This window comes from Pseudoalteromonas sp. L21, from assembly GCF_021728035.1.
GTDB lineage: Bacteria > Pseudomonadota > Gammaproteobacteria > Enterobacterales > Alteromonadaceae > Pseudoalteromonas > Pseudoalteromonas arabiensis.
In genome coordinates, this window is record NZ_JAKKCV010000010.1 from 41,379 (window position 1) to 62,689 (window position 21,311).

The window sequence follows — 21,311 nt, forward strand, 5'->3', positions numbered from 1 at the left end:
CGCCACCATTAAAAGCTGTATTTAGCACTTAAATAGACACGGCGCGGTTCACCAGGAAAGTGCCCTGTTCGCTCGATAAAGCCGCTGCTTGCGTATTCTTTATCAAACACGTTCTTAACTGATAGCTGCCATTGCCAGTTATCGACCCTTGTTTGCCACGCCATGTTGTAAACAGTGTAAGGTTTAACGTGTTGGCCACCTAAACTAAGCTGTTCATCAACATAATCTAAGCCAGCAGAAATGGATGACGATAAGCTAGGTAGCTCATAGCGTGTCCATATACCTAAGGTATTTTGCGGCGCGTTAGCAAATTTATCGCTATCAGGAATTTGGTTAGTAATACTATCATTTGCTTCAGTGATACGGGTATCATTATAAGCATAGCTTGCAGTAACTACCCAGCGCTCAGTGATGTCACCAACCACTTCGAGTTCAAAACCTTTACTTTGTACTTCTCCAACGGCAACTAAGTCATCAACGCCGTCACCTGCAACATCACCTAATAAGCTAGGCTGCAGGATGTTTTCGCGGACAATATCGTACACAGCCATATTTACGGCAAGCGTATCATCTAATAGCTTGGTTCTTAAACCTAACTCGTTGATACGACTAGTCTCTGGTGAGAATGGGCCGCCTTTAGCTGTTTCTTGATTACTGGCACTTTGCGGTACAAAGCCAGTACCATGTAACGCATAAGGGAAGAACATATTGTTAATGTTATAGCTGGTACCAATTCGGTAGGTTAAGTCGCTATCAGAAAACTCTGTTTGATTTAACAAATCTTTATCTTCAAAACGATCATACCTTAAGCCAGCAGTCACACTCCAATTTGCGGTGATATCTAGCTGGTCTTGCAAGTACGCACCAAAACGGGTGCTATTCGTTTTGCCAAGCCTTGGTGTAATACTATCAAGGTCATAATCATCAGCAGAGGTTAAACCATATTCAGGGTTGTTAAGAGCAAGACCTGGTACTGGGCCACCTTTACTTTGTTGTGTAGCTGTACGGTAAACGCTTTCAAAATCATGTTCATACCAATCACTACCAAACAGCACTTGATGCTGCATGTCTGCCACTACAAATTCTGCAATCGCATTAGCTGTTAAGCTAAAGCCTTTGTTCTCACGTACTTGATCACGAAACTCACGGTGGCTCCAATCAACAATACCGTCGTCATCTGTATCAACGAGGCCTCTTGGTTCATGGTAGTTTTGCACTTCTTTGTTATCAAAATAACGTGCTGTAACATCTGTGCGCCAAACATCATTAAACTCATGTTTTAAAGTAGCCTGATAAACATGGGCTTCAACATTTTGAAAGTCTGTCGCCTCGTTATGGTTCCAGCTAATATCAGTTAGAAAATTGCCATTATCATCGGCAGGTACACCACGTAAACGTGCTCCACCCAACTCTTGCTCTATATAGGTATACTGAGTGGTCAATTCGGTTGCACTATTTATAAACCACGTATAACCAAGATCAACAATGGTATTATCGCTGCTAGTATTAGCGCGGAATGGTTTTTCAGTATCACGGTAAAGACCAATACGATAAGCATGGTTATCAAGTGACTCACTTAAAGTCCCCGTGCTTTCTAATGCGCCACTGAAGAAGTCATCATTCCCCACTTCCACTTCAATATTGTGCTCACTGGTGAATTTAGGCTTCTTAGTCACATAGTTAATAATACCGCCCGGATTACCACTGCCGTATATAGCACCAGCAGGCCCTTTTAAAACCGCAACTTGTTCAATATTAAATAATTGCGGTACAGCAAAGCCATTGAAAGGATCGCCCTTTACACCATCGTATAAAATCTCATCTTGGCGAAAGCCACGGAATGTCACGCCTGAATAACTAAAAGCATTAACACCAGCAATATTGCTATAAAGGTCGGTAATTTGGCGAGCAGCCTGATCGCTAATCAGCTCCTGCGGCAAAATTTGAATTGACTGAGGAATTTTCTCTAAAGGTGTATTGGTACGAGTAGCAAAGCTAGACTCGGTTGGCCGATATAAAGAAAACGCACGACCAACAACTTCTATTTTTTCGAGTTCTTTTAAATCATTTTGATCAGAAGTAGCAACTTCAGTTTGCGAATGAGCAATACCTGAAAAACCCGCAGCAAGAGCAATAAAAACAGCAGAAAAACGCATAGTAAAAAGGGTCAAGATTAATAATGCGCAACATGTTAATGAATATAATTATCATTTGCAATATGTGTTTATTATTAATTAAAGCTAAATAAAGTATTACTTACATCAGGCTTTTGCTACTTCATTACTCAAACAGCTATTCGCATGAAATTAAGCCATAGGTTACAATAGAGCCAGCATTCATTCTTTTATTGGCATTATTTCATCGCATGATTAATCAAGACACAATTGCAGCACAAGCGACCGCACCTGGACGTGGTGGGGTTGGTATTATTCGCGTCTCTGGCAGCTTAGCTAAAACAGTGGCAGAGCACATTATTGGCCGTTGCCCTAAAACACGTTACGCAGACTATGTGCCCTTTAAAAGCTTGAGCGGTGAACAGCTTGACCAAGGTATTGCTATTTACTTCCAAGGGCCAAACTCATTTACCGGCGAAGACGTACTTGAACTACAAGGTCACGGCGGTCCTGTTGTATTAGATATGCTATTAAAAGAGATTAGCCAAATTGACGGTGTTCGTTTAGCAAAGCCAGGAGAGTTCTCTGAGCGCGCATTTATGAATGACAAGCTTGATTTAACTCAAGCTGAGGCAATTGCCGACCTCATCAATGCAACCAGTGAACAAGCTGCAAAAAGTGCACTCCAATCTCTACAAGGTGAATTTTCTAAGCACATCGAAACGCTGGTGGAGAAAGTCATTCACCTACGTATGTATGTTGAGGCCGCGATTGATTTTCCAGATGAAGAAATCGACTTCCTATCAGACGGTAAAGTATCCGCAGATCTCAATGCTATTATTGATCAATTAGAGAATGTAACTCAGCAAGCTAAGCAAGGTAGCATCATGCGTGAAGGTATGCGTGTTGTTATTGCCGGTCGCCCTAATGCTGGTAAATCAAGCTTATTAAATGCGTTAGCTGGCCGAGATGCAGCCATCGTTACCGAAATAGCTGGCACAACACGTGATGTATTACGTGAGCATATTCACATTGACGGTATGCCACTGCATATTATTGATACCGCAGGTCTGCGTGAAAGCCCAGATAAAGTTGAGCAAATTGGTATTGAGCGCGCATGGGATGAAATTAACCAAGCCGATCGCGTACTATTTATGTTAGATGGCACAGATACATCAGCCACTGACCCTCATGATATCTGGCCGGAGTTTATGGCCAAGTTACCAGAAGGTATGGGCGTTACTGTGATCCGAAATAAAGCCGATATTTCTGGTGAAAATGTCGGTATGGATGAACATGATCAATATCCAGTGATCCGCTTAAGCGCTAAAAATGCAGAAGGTATAGAGTTAGTTCGTACTCACTTAAAGGCATGTATTGGTTTCCAAGGTGCCACAGAAGGTGGATTCATGGCGCGCCGTCGTCACCTAGATGCACTTGATCACGCAGCCTATCATTTAAACACGGGCAAAGAGCAATTAGAGATGCATATTGCAGGTGAGATCCTGGCTGAAGAGTTACGTCTAACTCAACAGTTCTTAAATGAGATAACGGGTGAATTTACTTCTGATGACCTACTAGGGAAAATCTTTAGTTCGTTCTGTATCGGTAAATAAATTCCGGTCATCAATATTTATAAAAAGAGTCGCAAGACTCTTTTTTATTTTAATCCTGCAATCAATTATCGGTTCAGGGCCGAAACCAGCCAGTAATTAATTTCATATCAATTAGTCTAGCGATGTCATTAAACGGAGGACATCATGGACAAATATCAACTCTTTCACCAATTACACCACCAGCAAAAGGGCTTTGTACTCGCTAATGCGTGGGATCTAAGTTCTGCACAATTCATCCAAGCTGCGGGAGCTAAGGCTGTAGCAACAACCAGCTGGGGTATTGCTGCCAGTTTAGGTCTAGCTGATGGTGAAAACATTTCTTTTCAAACTCAGATAACGCTGGTTAAAAGCTTAACCAAACACCTTCATATTCCACTTTCTGTCGATATAGAGTCAGGTTACAGTAACGATCCGCAGCAAATCAGCCAAAACGTTTTAGTATTAGCAAGATTAGGGGTTGTAGGCATCAATATAGAAGATTCAGACAAAGAGACTGACACACTGAGATCTATCGAGCAGCAATGCACTATTATTAGTGAGATAAAGAAAGTACTTAACGAAAATAGCTTCGGTAGTTTATTTATTAACGCCAGAACCGATACCTACTTTGTTAGTGACAGCCCTTTTCAAGCAACATTGAAGCGCGCAAAAGCATATCAAGATGCAGGTGCAGACGGTCTGTTTGTGCCCGGCATAACTAACATTGAGCACATCAGCTTAGCTAACACGATAGATATGCCACTAAATGTGATGGCGATAAACAGTTTTAACTCAGCAAAAGCGGCTTTCGCTGGTGGTGCAAAACGGTTTTCATTGGGTAATTCGCTCTATGATCTAGTCGGCAATACGATAAAAACCAGTTTAAATCAGATCAAAACAGCTTTTAAGATCGAATTTAACTAAAAATGTTATCCACATTTGGGGCTTTTTTAGATCTAAAGGCTGATTTGATCATAAAAAAACGCTGTAATTTGAATCTATTTTCATACAACGGCCTTTTTTAATAACTAATTTTCTTAAAAACACCCTAAATTGGCGCTTATTTTAGTTTTTTTCGATCTATTTTATTGATCGCAAATTGCAAACCGATCGTTATCAACAAGCGATCTATCCACAAAACGATCATACTCACTATTTAAATCAGATCTAAAAAACAAAGCACTTACGCACAATTAAAGATCAACAACTTAGCAAAGTTATACAGTGTCTAAATTCTAGCTTGATCAGAACTTTCCCCAAATTTATTAACAGCTTGATCAAAGGGTTTAATTTATGAACCAATATAAAAAACCATTAAAAACAGTTAATTATAAAAAACATTAAATTTAAGCTGTTATTTTAAGCAGAAAAACTTATTCAGATCGTAATTCAACGCTTTACTCACACCCTAACTTAGTTATCATGTGGCCACTTATTTCTATACATGATCAATCACATGCAATCAGTAAATATCATCGTTGGCAGCCAAATGGGATCTGCTGAATACGTGGCAGAGCAACTGGCAGAAGCCCTTGAACAACAAGGAGTTCTAGTGCAGCTTCACGAACAGCCTGAATTTGATGATATTGCTCAGCAAGATACTATTTGGTTGTTATGTACTTCGACATATGGTGCGGGAGACTACCCAGAGAACCTACTGCCATTTGTTGAATCAATTAACCAACAGGCTGATCTTAAAGGATTAAACTACAGTGTGATCGGATTAGGTGACACTAGTTACGACACCTATAATTATGCAGGCCGTAATCTCGATGAATTATTAGCAAATAAAGGTGCAAACCGCGTGGCAGAACGCTTAGAGCTCAATATTCTTGATGAAGCATTACCAGAAGACACAGCATTAGCCTGGTTACCAAGCTGGATCGAGTCAGTAGGACTCAATTAAGCCGATCGGTGTTGATCGTTGTAATAAAAGTTACCCACAATTTACTGATAATTTAGATCGGATTGTGGATAAACACTGATCTAACTGCGATTTTAACCTAGTTTATCCCTTGGATAAGATCCAACTGATATTCCCCTGTGTATAAATAGCCCTTTTGATCAAAGCTTGTACTCGGGAAGATCCGATCATACTAACACCTTTAGATCTGCGTTAAGATCATGTTTTAAATAGTAAAGCGAACATTATCAACAGATCTAGCCGTTACTAATAGTAAGAGTAATAAAAGATCTCTTTAAAAGATCCTTTATATTATTAGAGATCACCCACTTAGATCTTGAGCACTGTTTAATCATTTATCTTCTCTAAATTTCTAGGTAGAATACGCTCCCTTTACAAAGTTTTGCTGGTTGATTAGTAGGATCCCATAAATGATTTTTCACGAACGTTTTGATGTTATTGTTGTAGGTGGTGGACATGCAGGTACTGAAGCTGCATTAGCATCTGCTCGCATGGGCATGAATACCCTATTGCTAACTCATAATATGGATACCCTTGGTCAAATGTCTTGTAATCCGGCAATTGGCGGTATTGGTAAAGGCCATTTAGTTAAAGAGATCGATGCACTTGGTGGTGCAATGGCTCAGGCTATTGATAAAGGCGGTATTCAATTTCGTACTTTAAACTCATCTAAAGGCCCTGCTGTACGTGCTACACGTGCGCAAGCTGACCGTGCTTTGTATAAAGCAGCTATTCAACACACTTTACAACATCAAGAAAATTTAAAGATCTTCCAACAGTCATGTGACGATCTAATCGTTGAAGGTGATCGAGTAATCGGTGTTGTAACTCAAATGGGTCTTCGTTTTAGCGCGCCTTCTGTGGTTCTTACCGTGGGTACTTTCTTAGGTGGTCAGATCCATATTGGTTTAGAGAACTTCAAAGGCGGTCGTGCCGGTGATCCACCTTCAATTGCACTTGCAGAGCGTTTACGTGAATTACCGTTTCGTGTTGATCGCTTAAAAACAGGCACGCCTCCTCGTATTGATGCGCGTACTGTTGATTTTAGCAAAATGCAAGAACAACCTGGTGATACCCCAACGCCTGTATTCTCATTTATGGGTAAACAAGCAGATCATCCACAGCAGATCCCGTGTTACATCACTTATACAAATGAAAAAACACATGATGTGATCCGCAATAACTTACATCGCTCACCTATGTATTCAGGCGTTATTGAAGGTATTGGTCCACGTTACTGCCCTTCAATCGAAGATAAGATCGTACGTTTTGCTGATAAAGATAAACATCAAATCTTTGTTGAACCTGAAGGTCTAACATCATACGAATTATATCCAAATGGTATCTCGACAAGTTTACCGTTTGATGTGCAACTTGAAATTGTGCAATCAATCACTGGTTTTGAAAATGCACATATTTGTCGTCCTGGTTATGCTATTGAGTATGACTTCTTTGATCCGCGCGACTTAAAGCAATCATTAGAAACGAAATTTATTAATGGTTTATTCTTCGCAGGTCAAATCAATGGAACAACCGGTTACGAAGAAGCCGGCGCACAAGGTTTAATCGCGGGTATGAACGCGGCATTACAAGTACAGGGCAAAGAGTCTTGGACACCTCGCCGTGATGAAGCATACACAGGTGTACTAATTGACGATTTAGCAACATTAGGTACTAAAGAACCGTACCGTATGTTTACCAGCCGTGCTGAATACCGTTTATTACTTCGTGAAGACAATGCTGACATTCGTTTAACTGCTAAAGGCCGTGAACTTGGCTTAGTTGATGATGCTCGTTGGGCTGCCTTTAACGAAAAAATGGAAATCATCGAAAAAGAAACGCAACGTTTAAAAGAAACATGGATCCACAAAGATCACGTTGCTGTTGATCAAGTAAACGCGCTATTAAAAACACCACTTACGCGTGAAGCGAGTTTAGAGGATCTGATCCGTCGTCCTGAAATTCGTTATAATGACCTAATGGCGATCGATGGTTTAGGTTCTGAGTTTGATAACCAAGCTGCACTTGAGCAAGTTGAAATTCATACTAAGTATGCAGGCTATATTGCTCGTCAACAAGATGAGATCAACAAGCAACTACGTCATGAACAAACTGTATTACCAAAAGACTTTGATTATTCAACTGTTTCTGGTTTATCAAATGAGGTTATTGCAAAGCTTACTGATAGTCGTCCAGATACAATTGGCCAAGCGTCACGTATTTCAGGTATCACCCCTGCTGCTATTTCGCTATTATTAGTTTATCTGAAAAAGCAAGGCTTACTGCGCAAGACTGCGTAGTTGGTGAGGAATACAGTGTTACAACAACAATTAACTTCACTGTTAGCGCAAACTGACATTGCGCTAACAGAAAAACAGCAACAACAACTTGTGCAATATGTTGAATTACTCGACAAGTGGAACAAAGCATATAACTTAACCTCTGTTCGTTTACCTGAAGAAATGATGGTTAAGCATATTATGGATAGCTTAGTTGTTGCACCACACCTTGAAGGCAAACATTACATTGATGTAGGTACAGGCCCTGGTTTACCGGGTATCGTATTAGCTATCGCTTTACCTGATACACAATTTGTATTGTTAGATAGTTTAGGTAAACGGGTGCGCTTTTTGATGCAGGTAAAACATGCACTAGGCCTTGAAAATGTAACCCCAGTGCAGTCTAGAGTTGAAGAATATCAACCAAGTGTTAAATTAGATGGTGTTTTAAGTCGTGCATTCGCTTCATTGCAAGATATGGTTGACTGGTGTGCGCACTTGATTGATCATTCAGGTAAATTTATCGCCTTAAAAGGCGTGTTTCCGAGCGAAGAACTAGACTCATTACCTAAAGGTATTAAGTTTGATGAAAAAATCAGCTTGGAAGTACCTGAGTTAGATGCACAAAGACATCTAATCATTCTATCTAAAGACTAGGGATCAGACACTGTGGCAAAAGTCATCGCATTAGCAAACCAAAAAGGGGGAGTTGGTAAAACAACCACCGCTGTGAATCTTGCGGCATCTATGGCTGCGACGAAGCGTAAAGTGTTATTAATCGATCTTGATCCGCAAGGAAACGCTACTATGGGTAGCGGTGTCGATAAATACGGCGATGTAGCAACGATTTACGATTTATTAATTGAAGAAACCCCGATTAATGAAGTTATTAATAAAGAAACGTCAGGTGAATATCATTTAATTGCAGCAAATGGGGATGTGACAGCCGCAGAAGTTAAATTAATGGAATTGTTTGCACGTGAAGTGCGCTTACGCAATGCACTTGAACAAATTCAAGACCAATACGATTTCATTTTTATCGACTGCCCACCTTCACTTAATATGCTAACGGTTAATGCTATGGCTGCCGCAGATTCGATTTTAGTTCCGATGCAATGTGAGTATTATGCCCTTGAAGGTTTAACCGCATTGATGGATACCATCACGCAACTATCTAAGTTAGTAAATCCAGCGTTAACAATTGAAGGTATTTTACGCACCATGTATGATCCGCGTAATCGCCTTGCAAATGATGTATCTGAACAACTAAAACAACATTTTGGCGATAAAGTTTATCGTACCGTTATCCCACGTAATGTCCGTTTAGCAGAAGCGCCAAGTTTTGGTGCCCCTGCCATGTATTATGACCGTGCATCAAGTGGCGCTAAAGCATACTTAGCCCTTGCCGGTGAAATGTTACGTAGAAAAGAGAAAACTTCTTCAGCAGTAGCCTAACTTTGAGGTAAAAAAATAACATGTCTGCTAAAAAACGCGGTTTAGGCCGAGGACTCGATGCTTTATTAAGTTCATCAAAACCTGCCCCTAGTGCAGATAATCAGCAACAAGCTACAGCAAAGCCAGAACAAGTCTCTGAGGTTGTTGCAGAGCAAAGTAAAGGTGAACTGCAAAAGTTAGCGATTGAGTTTTTACAGTCGGGTAAATATCAACCTCGTAAAGACATGTCTGAAGAAGCGCTAGAAGAATTAGCAAGCTCAATACGAGCACAAGGTATTATTCAGCCGATTGTTGTGCGCCCTATTGGTGCAAATAAATACGAAATTATCGCTGGTGAGCGTCGTTGGCGTGCAGCCCAATTGGCAAAGTTAGATACCGTGCCTTGTATCATCAAGGACGTGCCAGACGAAGCTGCTGTTGCTATTGCCCTTATTGAAAACATTCAACGTGAAGATCTCAATGCAATGGAAGAAGCGATTGCTCTTAATCGTTTGTTGAATGAATTTGAACTGACTCACCAACAAGTCGCAGAAGCCGTTGGTAAATCGCGTACTACAGTAACTAACTTACTGCGTCTGAATAACCTTAACGACGATGTTAAAATATTGTTAGAGCATGGCGACATTGAAATGGGTCATGCGCGCTGTTTATTAGCACTTGACGGTGAAGCGCAGTCTGATGCCGCAAGATCGGCCGTCGCTAAAGCATTAACAGTACGTGAAACAGAAAAATTAGTACGCGCTATTTTAGAACCAGCACCTGAAAAAGAAGTGCAAGAAAAAGATCCAGATGTCAAACAGTTAGAGCAAAAGCTTGCTGAAAATCTAGGCGCTAAAGTTGAAATAAACTACAACAAAAAGGGCAAAGGCAAGCTGGTTATTTCATATACAAATCTTGATGAGTTAGATGGCATTTTAAGCCGTATAAATTAAGACTATTCCCGTCATTAATTAATAACATGTCCAAAAAGAGACATTTGTGGTGTTTTTGCACTACAAAGGGTCGACTCAAGTTGCAAAACTGGTAGGAATCAGTATAATTTCGCCAGTTTTCATACCCTGACAATTTGAACGTTTACAAGGTTAATAAAACGTGACTAATAAGTTAGCAAAGCCATATCGGCTTGCCGCATTTAAATTAATTTGTCTTCAGGGTATCGTAGCGCTTATCGCTGCAGTAATTGTTTTTGTAGGTTGGGGAGTCAATGCCGGCCAGTCAGCGCTTGCTGGCGGAGCTGTTGCACTACTCCCTAATTTTGTATTTGTCGTCTATGCATTTAGATATATGGGTGCTAGTCGGACAAATCAAGTGTATGCCTCGCTCAAGCGCGGCAACGGATTAAAATTTATGCTAACAATCGTATTGTTCGCACTAATACTGAAGTCTTATACGGTCATTTTATTGCCGTTTTTTTGTGTGTATGTATTGGTGTTGTTCAGTGGATTGTTTGCGCCCGTTTTTTTTAATCATTAACTTTTGGGATATAACATGGCTGCAGAAGAAGTAACTCTATCAAGCCATATTCAGCACCACTTAACGAACGCTAAGATGTGCTCGACCGACGCTGGTCTTGCCTTCAACAAAGCGTGTGCAGACAGTGGTTTCTGGACATGGAATATAGATACCCTCGCATGGTCAATCGGTTTAGGTCTTGTCTTTTTATGGATCTTCCGTAGTGCCGCTAAAAAAGCAAATACCGGTGTACCTGGTAAATTTCAGTGCTTCATTGAAATGATTGTTGAGTTCGTTGGTGACAACGTACGTGACACATACCACGGTAAAAGCGCATTAATCGCTCCATTAGCTCTGACGATTTTCGTTTGGGTGTTCTTAATGAACTTAATGGACTTGATTCCGGTTGATTTCCTACCTGCATTCGCTGGCTTCGTTGGCGAGCAAGCATTTGGTATGGACCCTCACGATGTTTACATGAAGATTGTACCGACAACAGACATCAATATGACTGCTGCACTAGCTATTGGTGTATTCATTCTGATGATCGGTTACGCAATCAAAATCAAAGGGATTGGCGGATTCATAGCTGAATTAACGCTTCACCCATTTAGCTCTAATAACAAGCTAGCGATGGTGTTCTTAATCCCATGTAACTTATTACTAGAAACAATCGCTTTAGTTGCTAAGCCATTCTCGTTAGCACTGCGTTTATTCGGTAACTTATATGCTGGTGAGTTGATTTTCATCTTGATCGGCGCAGTTGGTTTAATGCAACTACCGTTGCACTTTATTTGGGCTGCATTCCACATCTTAGTAATCGTATTACAAGCATTCGTATTTATGATGCTGACTATCGTTTACCTAAGCATGGCAAGCTCAGATAATCACTAATTTTTTACACTTTTAAATTTTAACTTTAATTTACAATTGAAACTTTGGAGAAAAAAATGGAACTAGTATTAGGTCTTAAGTATATCGCTGTTGCTCTACTTATCGGCTTCGGTGCAATCGGTACTGCTATCGGCTTCGGTAACATGGGTGGTAAATTCCTAGAAGCGTGTGCTCGTCAACCTGAGCTTGCACCTTCATTACAAGTTAAGATGTTCATCCTTGCTGGTCTAATCGATGCTGTAGCTATGATTGGTGTTGGTATCGCAATGGTATTGTTGTTCGTACTTTAATATTATTTTTTGAACAGCTTACTATTTTAAGGAGGAGCGGTCGTGAACTTAACAGCCACTCTTATCGGTGAATTAATTGCATTTACGGTTTTCGTACTTTTCTGTATGAAATACGTATGGCCACCACTAAATGGTGCAATTGAAGCTCGCCAGAAGAAAATCGAAGATGGTTTAGCTGCCTCTGATAGAGCCGAAAAAGACTTAGAACTTGCGCAAAAGAAAGCTGCTGAGCAGCTTAAAGAGGCAAAAGCTCAAGCGGCTGATATCATTGAACAAGCTAAAAAGCGTGCCACGCTAATCGTTGACGAAGAAACTGTTCGTGGTCAACAAGAGCGTGAAAAAATTATTGCTCAAGGGCACTCTGAAATCGAAGCAGAGCGTAACCGTGTAACAGAAGAACTACGTAAACAAGTAGCGACGCTGGCAGTGGTTGGTGCTGAGAAGATTTTAGAGCGCGAAATCAATCAAGCCGCACACAGTGACATCGTTGAAAAACTTGTCGCTGAGCTGTAATTAGGAGGGTATGAGCATGTCTGAATTGGCTACTATCGCTCGCCCATACGCTAAAGCGGCTTTTGAACTTGCCGTTGAAAAAGGCACTGTTGAAAGTTGGAACGACATGCTGTTCTTTGCTGGCCATGTTGCCAGCAACGAGCAAGCCGCTGCCGCGCTAGCTGGATTGCCTACTGCTACTGAACAAGCCGATCTGTTTATCAAGATCTGTGCAGAGCAGCTCAACGAACAAGGTCAGAACCTAATCAAGGTGATGGCTGAAAATGGACGTTTAGTTGCACTGCCTGCTGTTGCTGAGTTATTCGCTGAATTTAAAGCGGACTACGACAAAGAAATCGACGTAGATGTGGTTTCTGCAACACCGCTTGCTGCTGAGCAGCAAGCATCATTGGTAGCGGCACTTGAAAAACGTTTCGCACGCAAAGTTAAGCTGAATTGTAGTGAAGATACTACAGTTGTTGGCGGTCTTATCATTAAGGCGGGTGACACTGTAATTGACGGCTCTGTACGTGGCAAATTAGCCCGCTTAGCTACATCACTACAATCGTAATTGGGAAAAAGAGCATGCAACTTAATTCCACTGAAATTTCAGATCTGATCAAACAACGTATTGAGCAGTTCGAAGTTGTAAGTGAAGCTCGTAACGAAGGTACTATCGTATCTGTTACTGACGGTATCATCCGCATCCACGGTCTAGCTGACTGTATGCAAGGTGAGATGATTGAGCTTCCTGGCAACCGTTATGCTATCGCACTAAACCTTGAGCGTGACTCAGTAGGTGCAGTAGTAATGGGTCCTTACGCTGACCTTAAAGAAGGCGTAAAAGTTAAATCAACTGGTCGTATCCTAGAGGTTCCTGTTGGTCGTGGTCTACTTGGTCGTGTTGTTAACACACTAGGTGCACCTATCGATGGTAAAGGCGCTTTAGATAACGACGGTTTTGAACCTGTTGAGAAAATCGCACCAGGCGTTATCGAACGTCAATCAGTAGATGAGCCAGTACAAACTGGTTATAAATCTATCGATGCGATGATCCCAGTAGGTCGTGGTCAACGTGAGCTTGTGATCGGTGACCGCCAAACGGGTAAAACTGCATTAGCAATCGATGCTATCATCAACCAAAAAGGTACAGGCGTTAAGTGTGTGTACGTTGCAGTTGGTCAAAAAGCATCTACTATCGCTAACGTAGTACGTAAATTAGAAGAACACGGTGCACTTGAAAACACGATTGTTGTTGTTGCATCTGCTTCTGAATCTGCGGCACTTCAGTACCTAGCACCATTCTCTGGTTGTACTATGGGTGAATACTTCCGTGACCGTGGTGAAGACGCGCTAATTGTATATGATGATTTATCTAAGCAAGCTGTTGCTTACCGTCAAATCTCATTACTACTTAAGCGTCCACCAGGCCGTGAAGCATACCCAGGTGACGTATTCTACCTTCACTCACGTCTTCTAGAGCGTGCATCACGTGTAAACGCTGATTACGTTGAGAAGTTCACTAATGGTGAAGTGAAAGGTAAAACAGGTTCATTGACGGCATTGCCAATCATTGAAACTCAAGGCGGCGACGTTTCTGCGTTCGTACCGACAAACGTTATCTCTATCACCGATGGTCAGATCTTCTTAGAAACTGACTTATTCAACTCAGGTATCCGTCCAGCTGTTAATGCTGGTATCTCGGTATCGCGTGTTGGTGGTGCAGCGCAAACTAAAATCGTTAAGAAACTAGGTGGTGGTATCCGTCTAGCGTTAGCTCAGTACCGTGAATTAGCTGCGTTCTCGCAGTTCGCGTCTGACCTTGACGATGCAACACGTGCTCAATTAGAGCATGGTGAGCGCGTAACAGAGCTAATGAAGCAGAAACAGTACGCACCAATGTCTGTTGCTGAAATGTCTCTGTCGCTATTTGCTGCTGAAAAAGGCTACCTAAAAGATATCGAAATCGCGAAAATCATGGATTTCGAAGCTGGCCTAATTTCTTACGCAAACAGCACATACGCAGAGCTAATGGCTCAAATCAATGAAACTGGTAACTACAACGCTGAGATTGAAGCGCAACTTAAAGAACTTCTAGAGAAGTTCAAGTCGACGCAAACTTGGTAATTTAGTTATGAATGGTGAGCTTTAGGCAACTAAAGCCCACCTGATTCGGAGAGAGAGTCATGGCCAGCGGAAAAGAGATTAAAAGCAAGATCGGGAGTATCAAGAATACTCAGAAGATCACCAGCGCAATGGAAATGGTTGCTGCGTCTAAAATGAAAAAAGCGCAGGAACGTGTGGCGTCAAGCCGTCCATACGCTGAAAACTTACGCCAAGTGATTGGTCGTGTTGCTCAAGCAAATCTTGATTTTACTCACCCTTTCTTAGAAGAGCGTGAAGTAAAACGAGTTGGTTATATTGTTATCTCTACTGACCGTGGTCTATGTGGTGGCTTGAACTCAAATGAGTTCAAAAAAGTTGCCCTAGACGTGAAAGCGTGGAAAGAAAAAGGCGTTGAAGCTGAATTTACTACTTTAGGTAGCAAAGCAGCTGGCTTTTTCCAACGTTTTGGCGGTAAGTTAGTCGCTAAAAAAGCGAACTTAGGAGATACACCTTCACTACAAGACGTGATTGGTCCTGTAAAGACAATGCTAGATGCATACTCTGAAGGTAAAATTGACCGCTTATACGTCGTATTTAACAAGTTCGTTAATACGATGAAGCAAGAGCCAACAATCGATCAGTTACTCCCTTTGCCAAAAGCTGAAGAAGAAGTATCTCAACATTCTTGGGATTACTTATATGAGCCAAACCCAGATGCGATTTTAGAAGCTCTGTTAGTACGCTTTATTGAGTCTCAAGTATACCAAGGTGTAGTTGAGAACGCTGCCTCTGAACAGGCTGCCCGTATGGTTGCAATGAAAGCTGCAACTGATAACGCAGGCGACCTTATGGATGAGTTACAGCTTGTTTATAACAAGGCTCGTCAAGCTGCAATCACACAAGAAATCAGTGAGATTGTTGGCGGTTCGGCAGCAGTTTAACGCTTCGGCAAAGTTTAATGAGAGGAATAGACATGAGTTTAGGTAAGGTCGTCCAAATTATCGGCGCCGTTGTGGATATCGAATTTCCACAAGACAACGTGCCAGCCGTATATGACGCACTAAAAGTAACAGATGGCGACTTAGCGGGTTTAACTTTAGAAGTTCAACAACAGCTAGGTGGCGGTGTGGTACGTGGTATCGCACTTGGTACTACTGACGGTTTACGTCGTGGTACTGCAGTAGAAGGTACAGGTCAGCCAATCCACGTTCCTGTAGGTACGAAGACACTAGGTCGTATCATGGACGTATTAGGTAACCCTATTGATGAAGCTGGTCCAATTGGTGAAGAAGAGCGTATGTCTATTCACCGTGCAGCACCTTCTTATGAAGAACAATCAAGTTCAGTAGAACTTTTAGAGACGGGTATCAAGGTAATCGACCTTGTATGTCCATTCGCTAAAGGTGGTAAAGTTGGTCTATTCGGTGGTGCCGGTGTTGGTAAAACCGTAAACATGATGGAACTTATCCGTAACATCGCAATCGAGCACAGCGGTTACTCAGTATTCGCAGGTGTTGGTGAGCGTACTCGTGAGGGTAATGACTTCTACCATGAGATGAACGACTCAAACGTACTAGATAAAGTATCGCTAGTATACGGTCAAATGAATGAGCCACCGGGTAACCGTTTACGCGTAGCATTAACGGGTCTTACTATGGCTGAGAAGTTCCGTGACGAAGGTCGTGACGTACTTTTCTTCGTTGATAACATCTACCGTTATACTCTAGCGGGTACAGAGGTATCAGCACTTCTAGGTCGTATGCCTTCAGCAGTAGGTTACCAACCAACTCTTGCTGAAGAAATGGGTGTACTTCAAGAGCGTATCGCATCGACTAAGACGGGTTCAATCACTTCAATCCAAGCGGTATACGTACCTGCGGATGACTTAACTGACCCATCTCCAGCAACAACGTTTGCTCACTTAGATGCAACAGTAGTACTTTCGCGTGATATCGCTTCACTTGGTATCTACCCAGCGGTAGACCCACTTGATTCATCTTCACGTCAACTTGACCCATTAGTAATCGGTCAAGAGCACTACGATACAGCGCGTGGCGTTCAAACAGTTCTTCAACGTTATAAAGAACTAAAAGACATCATCGCAATCCTAGGTATGGACGAGCTTTCTGACGAAGATAAGCAAGTTGTATCTCGTGCACGTAAAATCCAGCGTTTCCTATCTCAGCCGTTCTTCGTTGCTGAGGTATTCACAGGCGCGCCTGGTAAATACGTGTCACTTAAAGACACAATTGCTGGCTTCAAAGGTATCTTAAACGGTGAGTTTGATGATATGCCAGAGCAAGCGTTCTACATGGTTGGCTCTATTGAAGAAGCTCAAGAAAAAGCCAAAAGCATGTAATTAGGAGGGTAGTATGGCGGCTATGACTGTACATCTTGACGTAGTAAGCGCAGAAGAGAGCTTGTTCTCTGGTCTGGTTGAATCGATTCAAGTGAGTGGTAGTGAAGGTGACCTTGGTGTTAACTATGGTCACGCTCCATTATTAACTGCCCTAAAACCTGGTATGGTACGTTTAGTTAAGCAATTTGGTCACGAAGACGTGATGTATATTGCTGGCGGTACGCTAGAAGTTCAACCGGATCGCATCACGATTCTTGCAGATACTGCAGTACGTGGTGAAGACCTAGACGAGCAAGCGGCTGAAAAAGCGAAACGTGATGCTGAAGAGCAAATGGCGAATACGTCAACTGCTGAGTTAGATTATCAACAAGCTGCAGTGCAACTTGCTGAAGCAATCGCTCAACTTCGCGTAATTCAACAATTACGTAAAAAGTAAGCCTACTCGGTTTTCGAAAAGCCCACTTCATGTGGGCTTTTTTGTGTCTAAGCATAAATTTTTCGTAAAGATGCTGTTATCACACTTATATCCTTCATCAAACCCCGATAGAATGTCTTGTATCAAAAGTAAGTGGGTTTTTCATTTAAGGTTCAGTCCTGAGCATTAGGATTGAGTATTTGCACATGAGGTGACTTACGTAACCTTGGGTAATTAATTACTTACTCCAATCAGTAAATAAAACAAAGAAAGAAGGATATTGTTTTAATGTCTCTGACAACCGTTATTCTTGCTGCGGGTAAAGGCACTCGTATGCGCTCAGCACTACCAAAGGTATTACACAAAGTTGCTGGTAAACCTATGGTGCAACACGTGATTGATAATGCCACTGCCCTTGGTGCTCGTGAAACAAACCTTGTCTACGGTCATGGTCGTGATCAGCTACAAGCTGCCCTATCACACAATCAAGTAAACTGGGTATTACAAGAAGAGCAACTTGGTACTGGCCATGCGGTGGCTGTTGCTAAGCAGCACATTGCTGATGACGACACTGTGTTGATTCTCTATGGTGATGTGCCATTGACCAAACGTGCCACATTAGAAAAGCTACTTGCTGTGACCCCAAAAAATGGTCTTGCAGTATTAACGGTCACTTTAGACGACCCTTCTGGGTATGGCCGTATGCTTCGCGAAAATGGCAAGCTAGTCGGCATTATTGAACAAAAAGATGCTTCGCCTGAGCAACTCGCAATTAAAGAAATCAATACTGGTATTATGGCTGCCAATGGTGAGTTACTTAAACGTTGGTTAGGTAATCTATCTAACAATAATGCCCAAAGTGAGTACTACCTTACAGATATCGTTGCGATGGCACACAGCGAAGGGGTTGAAATTACTTCTGCACAGCCTGAGCACCCGATGGAAGTTGAAGGCGCTAACAATCGAGTGCAATTAGCGGCACTTGAGCGTGCTTATCAAGCATGGCAAGCAGAAGAACTAATGCTGAACGGCGCAACACTTGCTGATCCTGCTCGTATTGATGTGCGTGGTGAAGTAACAACAGGCGAAGATGTACTCATCGACGTTAATGTTATTTTCGAAGGTAAAGTAACACTAGGCAATAACGTGCAAATTGGCCCTAACTGCGTACTTAAAGATTGCACTATTGGTGATAACGTCATTATTAAAGCTAATTCAATTGTTGAAGAAGCCACGGTTGCAGCTAAATGTACTCTTGGCCCTTATGCTCGCCTTCGCCCTGGTGCGATTATGGAAGAAGACTCGCATATCGGTAACTTTGTTGAGATGAAAAAGACTCGCTTAGGCAAAGGCTCAAAGGCAAATCACCTTACCTACTTAGGTGACACTGAAGTTGGTGAAAAAGTGAATATTGGCGCAGGTACTATTACTTGTAACTATGATGGCGTAAACAAATCAAAAACTATTATCGGTGATAACGCCTTTATTGGGTCTAATTCATCACTAGTAGCACCGGTGAATATTGGCTCAATGGCAACGGTTGGCGCAGGTTCTGTGATTACTAATACTGTTGAAGACGAGCAGCTTGCAGTCGCTCGTGGCAAACAACGTAATCTAACTGGCTGGAAGCGTCCAACCAAAAAGTAGTGAGCTACCCTACTAATTTATAGAGAAAAGCGAGTTTGTACTCGCTTTTTTTGTGGCTGATTTATTCTCATAAAAGTGCCATATAGCTGTAATGCCTGCGTGTTGTAATTGGGTCAATACAATACCAAGGAAAAATAATAATGTTAAAAAGATCAATTATTGCGCTATCACTTTTAACCATTCTCACTGGCTGCTCATTAGACGGTGACGACGGCAAAGACGGCCTACAAGGTCCAGCAGGTCAAGACGGAGCAAATGGCGAAGATGCAAACGCTACTTTAAGTATAAATCTTATCGGTCGTGCAGTGCTTAACGCAGAAAGTCCTGAAGGGGCAGCAGAAATTGTCGCTTATCAAACTTCTAAACAACGAATTTTTGCTATTAATAGCTCGGGTGATTCTGCCGTTGTGAATATCATAAAAGCCGATAGTTTTGACTCTGCAGCTTTAGTAAAAGATAACGAAGGGGTTATAAACGGCACTAATTTAACCTCAGAGATTACCCTTGCACTGAATGAGCACAGTGCTGGCGATGCAAACAGTATCGCTATTGATGCTAATAATGAATTTTTAGCCGTCGCAATGGCAGCCAGTAATACCGGTGATGCTGGCTTAATTGCATTTTATGATATTAGTGGCGATGAGCCTCAGTTTATTAAGAATGTAACGGTAGGCGCCCTGCCCGACATGGTCACATTTAGTCATGACGGCAAAAAAGTATTGGTTGCAAATGAAGGTGAACCTAATGGTGATTACAGTATTGACCCTGAAGGCTCAATTAGCATTATTAATATCAACGATGGTGTAATTGCAGATACTGCTATTAGCATTACCTTTTCTGCTTATAACGATAAACAAGCAGAGCTTGAAGAACTTGGGGTTGTATTTGCTAACCCGACAGGTCGAACAATCAACGGTAATTTGATTAATACAACCGTGGCTATGGATTTAGAGCCTGAATACATCAGCATTACAAAAGACAATAAGTTTGCCTACGTGTCACTACAAGAAAATAACGCCCTTGCTATCGTCAATCTCGAAGATAATAGCCTAGAGCTTAAAGGTTTAGGTTTTAAAGATTGGTCTAATTTACTCTTTGATGCATCAGATAAAGATGGTGGCGTTAACTTTAAATCGTACCCGGGCCTCTATGGCATGTATCAACCAGATACTATTTCAAGCTTTACCTGGAAAGGTGCTAACTTTATTGTCACAGCGAACGAAGGTGATGCACGAGAATACTTCTTTGATACAAGCGACGAAGCTGATTGTTTAGCAAAAGGTGGTCTTGATTACGATGTAGATGATGGTTGTTTATCGTATATAGATGAAACCAGAGCTAAAGACTTAACACTGGCAAGCAATTTTGACTACCTGAACAATGACAACAGTGATATTGGCCGTTTAAAAGTGACCACTGTTAAAGGTGATGAAGATAATAATGGTGAATATGAATCACTCTATGCATATGGTGCCCGCTCTTTTACCATCTGGGATGGTAACGGCATGGTGGTTTTTGATTCTGGCGATCAAATCTCACGCATTACTGCATCAGTTCATGGGGAAGCATTCAATAATAACGAAGATGAAAATGACGGTGATAGTCGCTCTGATGATAAAGGTGCTGAACCAGAAGCATTAGCGCTGGGTACGATTGGCGAACGTACATTTGCATTTATTGGTCTAGAGCGTATGGGTGGCATTATGGTGTTTGATATTACTAATCCATACAATGTGACATTCCAAGATTACTTTTTTAATCGAAGTTTAGAAGCCGATGCAGATATTACGGGTGATCTTGCCCCTGAAGGTATGGCATTTATACCTGCAGAACAAAGTGCAACGAATGAAGCACTGCTAGTTGTTGGTAATGAAATTTCGGGTTCAATCGCTGTTTGGGAAATTTCTACTAACTAATCCACCTTATAAAATAAAAAGCGACATAGCTAATTTAAGGCATGTCGCTTTTTCTATGCCATTTTATCCTCACAAAAATGACTGCTTTTTGAGCTAAAACCCCTCTGTAGCCCCTTATTTGTATGGTTATTGTACTAATTTGAAAATAATCAAAAAAACCTTCAAAAAGTGCTTGCGTAAAAAATCCATCTCCCTATAATGCGCATCCACTGACACGGCAGGCAGCAACGAAAGACGCTGAACAAGGTGACAGAGAGTTAAGTAAAACTTCGGTTTAAAACGGTCTAAAAAGAAAGTTTAAAATTAAGTGTTGACTCGAAAAATTAAGGATGTATTATACGCATCCCTAGCGACAACGTCGCAACGTTCTTTA

General features: G+C 41.6%; 19 protein-coding genes. 18 read left to right on the plus strand and 1 reads right to left on the minus strand.

Translation table 11 applies throughout. The annotated features are described in order from the left end of the window. Window positions 1-8: 8 nt before the first annotated feature. Window positions 9-2,156, minus strand: coding sequence for a TonB-dependent siderophore receptor (locus tag L3V41_RS19520; protein WP_237128330.1), 2,148 nt, complete (start codon window positions 2,154-2,156; stop codon window positions 9-11). A gap of 209 nt (window positions 2,157-2,365) precedes the next feature. On the opposite strand from L3V41_RS19520, the gene mnmE reads away from it, so the two are divergent. From mnmE to L3V41_RS19610, 18 genes are all read left to right on the plus strand, one after another. Then, window positions 2,366-3,730: a tRNA uridine-5-carboxymethylaminomethyl(34) synthesis GTPase MnmE gene (gene mnmE, locus L3V41_RS19525; RefSeq protein WP_062568466.1), complete on the plus strand. Its 1,365-nt coding sequence runs from the start codon at window positions 2,366-2,368 to the stop codon at window positions 3,728-3,730. Between the two features lie 144 nt (window positions 3,731-3,874). Then, a complete protein-coding gene (locus L3V41_RS19530; protein WP_237128331.1) occupies window positions 3,875-4,633 on the plus strand; it encodes an isocitrate lyase/phosphoenolpyruvate mutase family protein in 759 nt (252 codons plus the stop codon). A gap of 532 nt (window positions 4,634-5,165) precedes the next feature. Then, the gene (mioC, locus tag L3V41_RS19535; RefSeq protein WP_062568476.1) at window positions 5,166-5,615 is read left to right on the plus strand and encodes an FMN-binding protein MioC; all 450 of its coding nucleotides are present in this window, start codon (window positions 5,166-5,168) and stop codon (window positions 5,613-5,615) included. A 428-nt stretch (window positions 5,616-6,043) separates the two neighbouring features. After that, window positions 6,044-7,933, plus strand: coding sequence for a tRNA uridine-5-carboxymethylaminomethyl(34) synthesis enzyme MnmG (mnmG, locus tag L3V41_RS19540; RefSeq protein WP_193988063.1), 1,890 nt, complete (start codon window positions 6,044-6,046; stop codon window positions 7,931-7,933). 15 nt (window positions 7,934-7,948) lie between these two features. Further along, complete coding sequence (gene rsmG / locus L3V41_RS19545; protein WP_062568478.1) at window positions 7,949-8,569, plus strand: 16S rRNA (guanine(527)-N(7))-methyltransferase RsmG; 621 nt, start codon at window positions 7,949-7,951, stop codon at window positions 8,567-8,569. 12 nt (window positions 8,570-8,581) lie between these two features. After that, a complete protein-coding gene (locus L3V41_RS19550) occupies window positions 8,582-9,367 on the plus strand; it encodes a ParA family protein (RefSeq protein ID WP_062568479.1) in 786 nt (261 codons plus the stop codon). Between the two features lie 20 nt (window positions 9,368-9,387). Next, on the plus strand, window positions 9,388-10,299 hold the full coding sequence (locus tag L3V41_RS19555; protein WP_062568480.1) for a ParB/RepB/Spo0J family partition protein: 912 nt from the start codon (window positions 9,388-9,390) through the stop codon (window positions 10,297-10,299). A gap of 160 nt (window positions 10,300-10,459) precedes the next feature. Beyond that, window positions 10,460-10,840, plus strand: coding sequence for an ATP synthase subunit I (locus L3V41_RS19560; RefSeq protein ID WP_062568481.1), 381 nt, complete (start codon window positions 10,460-10,462; stop codon window positions 10,838-10,840). Window positions 10,841-10,855: 15 nt separating this feature from the next. Beyond that, entirely contained in the window at window positions 10,856-11,713 is an 858-nt protein-coding gene (gene atpB, locus L3V41_RS19565) for a F0F1 ATP synthase subunit A (protein WP_062568482.1), read from the plus strand. Between the two features lie 56 nt (window positions 11,714-11,769). Then, the gene (gene atpE, locus L3V41_RS19570; RefSeq protein ID WP_004335261.1) at window positions 11,770-12,003 is read left to right on the plus strand and encodes a F0F1 ATP synthase subunit C; all 234 of its coding nucleotides are present in this window, start codon (window positions 11,770-11,772) and stop codon (window positions 12,001-12,003) included. Window positions 12,004-12,045: 42 nt separating this feature from the next. After that, the gene (gene atpF / locus L3V41_RS19575) at window positions 12,046-12,516 is read left to right on the plus strand and encodes a F0F1 ATP synthase subunit B (protein ID WP_054554807.1); all 471 of its coding nucleotides are present in this window, start codon (window positions 12,046-12,048) and stop codon (window positions 12,514-12,516) included. 16 nt (window positions 12,517-12,532) lie between these two features. Continuing rightward, window positions 12,533-13,066 carry a F0F1 ATP synthase subunit delta gene (gene atpH / locus L3V41_RS19580; protein ID WP_062568483.1) on the plus strand — a complete coding sequence of 178 codons (534 nt, stop codon included), beginning with the start codon at window positions 12,533-12,535 and terminating at the stop codon, window positions 13,064-13,066. Between the two features lie 14 nt (window positions 13,067-13,080). Then, window positions 13,081-14,622 carry a F0F1 ATP synthase subunit alpha gene (gene atpA, locus L3V41_RS19585; RefSeq protein WP_054554809.1) on the plus strand — a complete coding sequence of 514 codons (1,542 nt, stop codon included), beginning with the start codon at window positions 13,081-13,083 and terminating at the stop codon, window positions 14,620-14,622. Between the two features lie 59 nt (window positions 14,623-14,681). Beyond that, window positions 14,682-15,542: a F0F1 ATP synthase subunit gamma gene (atpG, locus tag L3V41_RS19590; RefSeq protein ID WP_062568484.1), complete on the plus strand. Its 861-nt coding sequence runs from the start codon at window positions 14,682-14,684 to the stop codon at window positions 15,540-15,542. A 32-nt stretch (window positions 15,543-15,574) separates the two neighbouring features. Further along, window positions 15,575-16,960: a F0F1 ATP synthase subunit beta gene (gene atpD, locus L3V41_RS19595; RefSeq protein WP_054554811.1), complete on the plus strand. Its 1,386-nt coding sequence runs from the start codon at window positions 15,575-15,577 to the stop codon at window positions 16,958-16,960. 13 nt (window positions 16,961-16,973) lie between these two features. Beyond that, window positions 16,974-17,396, plus strand: a complete 423-nt coding sequence (locus L3V41_RS19600; RefSeq protein ID WP_054554812.1) for a F0F1 ATP synthase subunit epsilon — start codon at window positions 16,974-16,976, stop codon at window positions 17,394-17,396. A gap of 267 nt (window positions 17,397-17,663) precedes the next feature. Next, a complete protein-coding gene (gene glmU / locus L3V41_RS19605) occupies window positions 17,664-19,022 on the plus strand; it encodes a bifunctional UDP-N-acetylglucosamine diphosphorylase/glucosamine-1-phosphate N-acetyltransferase GlmU (RefSeq protein ID WP_237128332.1) in 1,359 nt (452 codons plus the stop codon). A 140-nt stretch (window positions 19,023-19,162) separates the two neighbouring features. Next, window positions 19,163-20,938, plus strand: a complete 1,776-nt coding sequence (locus L3V41_RS19610; RefSeq protein WP_237128333.1) for a choice-of-anchor I family protein — start codon at window positions 19,163-19,165, stop codon at window positions 20,936-20,938. Window positions 20,939-21,311 lie beyond the last annotated feature (373 nt).

Excerpts from the sequence above, each read along its gene's own strand:
- atpE (WP_004335261.1), top strand. The coding sequence starts at position 11,770 with ATGGAACTAGTATTAGGTCTTAAGTATATCGCTGTTGCTCTACTTATC.
- L3V41_RS19520 (WP_237128330.1), bottom strand. The coding sequence starts at position 2,156 with ATGCGTTTTTCTGCTGTTTTTATTGCTCTTGCTGCGGGTTTTTCAGGT.
- L3V41_RS19600 (WP_054554812.1), top strand. The coding sequence starts at position 16,974 with ATGGCGGCTATGACTGTACATCTTGACGTAGTAAGCGCAGAAGAGAGC.
- atpH (WP_062568483.1), top strand. The coding sequence starts at position 12,533 with ATGTCTGAATTGGCTACTATCGCTCGCCCATACGCTAAAGCGGCTTTT.
- mnmE (WP_062568466.1), top strand. The coding sequence starts at position 2,366 with ATGATTAATCAAGACACAATTGCAGCACAAGCGACCGCACCTGGACGT.
- atpD (WP_054554811.1), top strand. The coding sequence starts at position 15,575 with ATGAGTTTAGGTAAGGTCGTCCAAATTATCGGCGCCGTTGTGGATATC.
- mioC (WP_062568476.1), top strand. The coding sequence starts at position 5,166 with ATGCAATCAGTAAATATCATCGTTGGCAGCCAAATGGGATCTGCTGAA.
- L3V41_RS19555 (WP_062568480.1), top strand. The coding sequence starts at position 9,388 with ATGTCTGCTAAAAAACGCGGTTTAGGCCGAGGACTCGATGCTTTATTA.
- atpB (WP_062568482.1), top strand. The coding sequence starts at position 10,856 with ATGGCTGCAGAAGAAGTAACTCTATCAAGCCATATTCAGCACCACTTA.
- glmU (WP_237128332.1), top strand. The coding sequence starts at position 17,664 with ATGTCTCTGACAACCGTTATTCTTGCTGCGGGTAAAGGCACTCGTATG.
- L3V41_RS19610 (WP_237128333.1), top strand. The coding sequence starts at position 19,163 with ATGTTAAAAAGATCAATTATTGCGCTATCACTTTTAACCATTCTCACT.
- mnmG (WP_193988063.1), top strand. The coding sequence starts at position 6,044 with ATGATTTTTCACGAACGTTTTGATGTTATTGTTGTAGGTGGTGGACAT.
- L3V41_RS19530 (WP_237128331.1), top strand. The coding sequence starts at position 3,875 with ATGGACAAATATCAACTCTTTCACCAATTACACCACCAGCAAAAGGGC.
- atpA (WP_054554809.1), top strand. The coding sequence starts at position 13,081 with ATGCAACTTAATTCCACTGAAATTTCAGATCTGATCAAACAACGTATT.
- atpG (WP_062568484.1), top strand. The coding sequence starts at position 14,682 with ATGGCCAGCGGAAAAGAGATTAAAAGCAAGATCGGGAGTATCAAGAAT.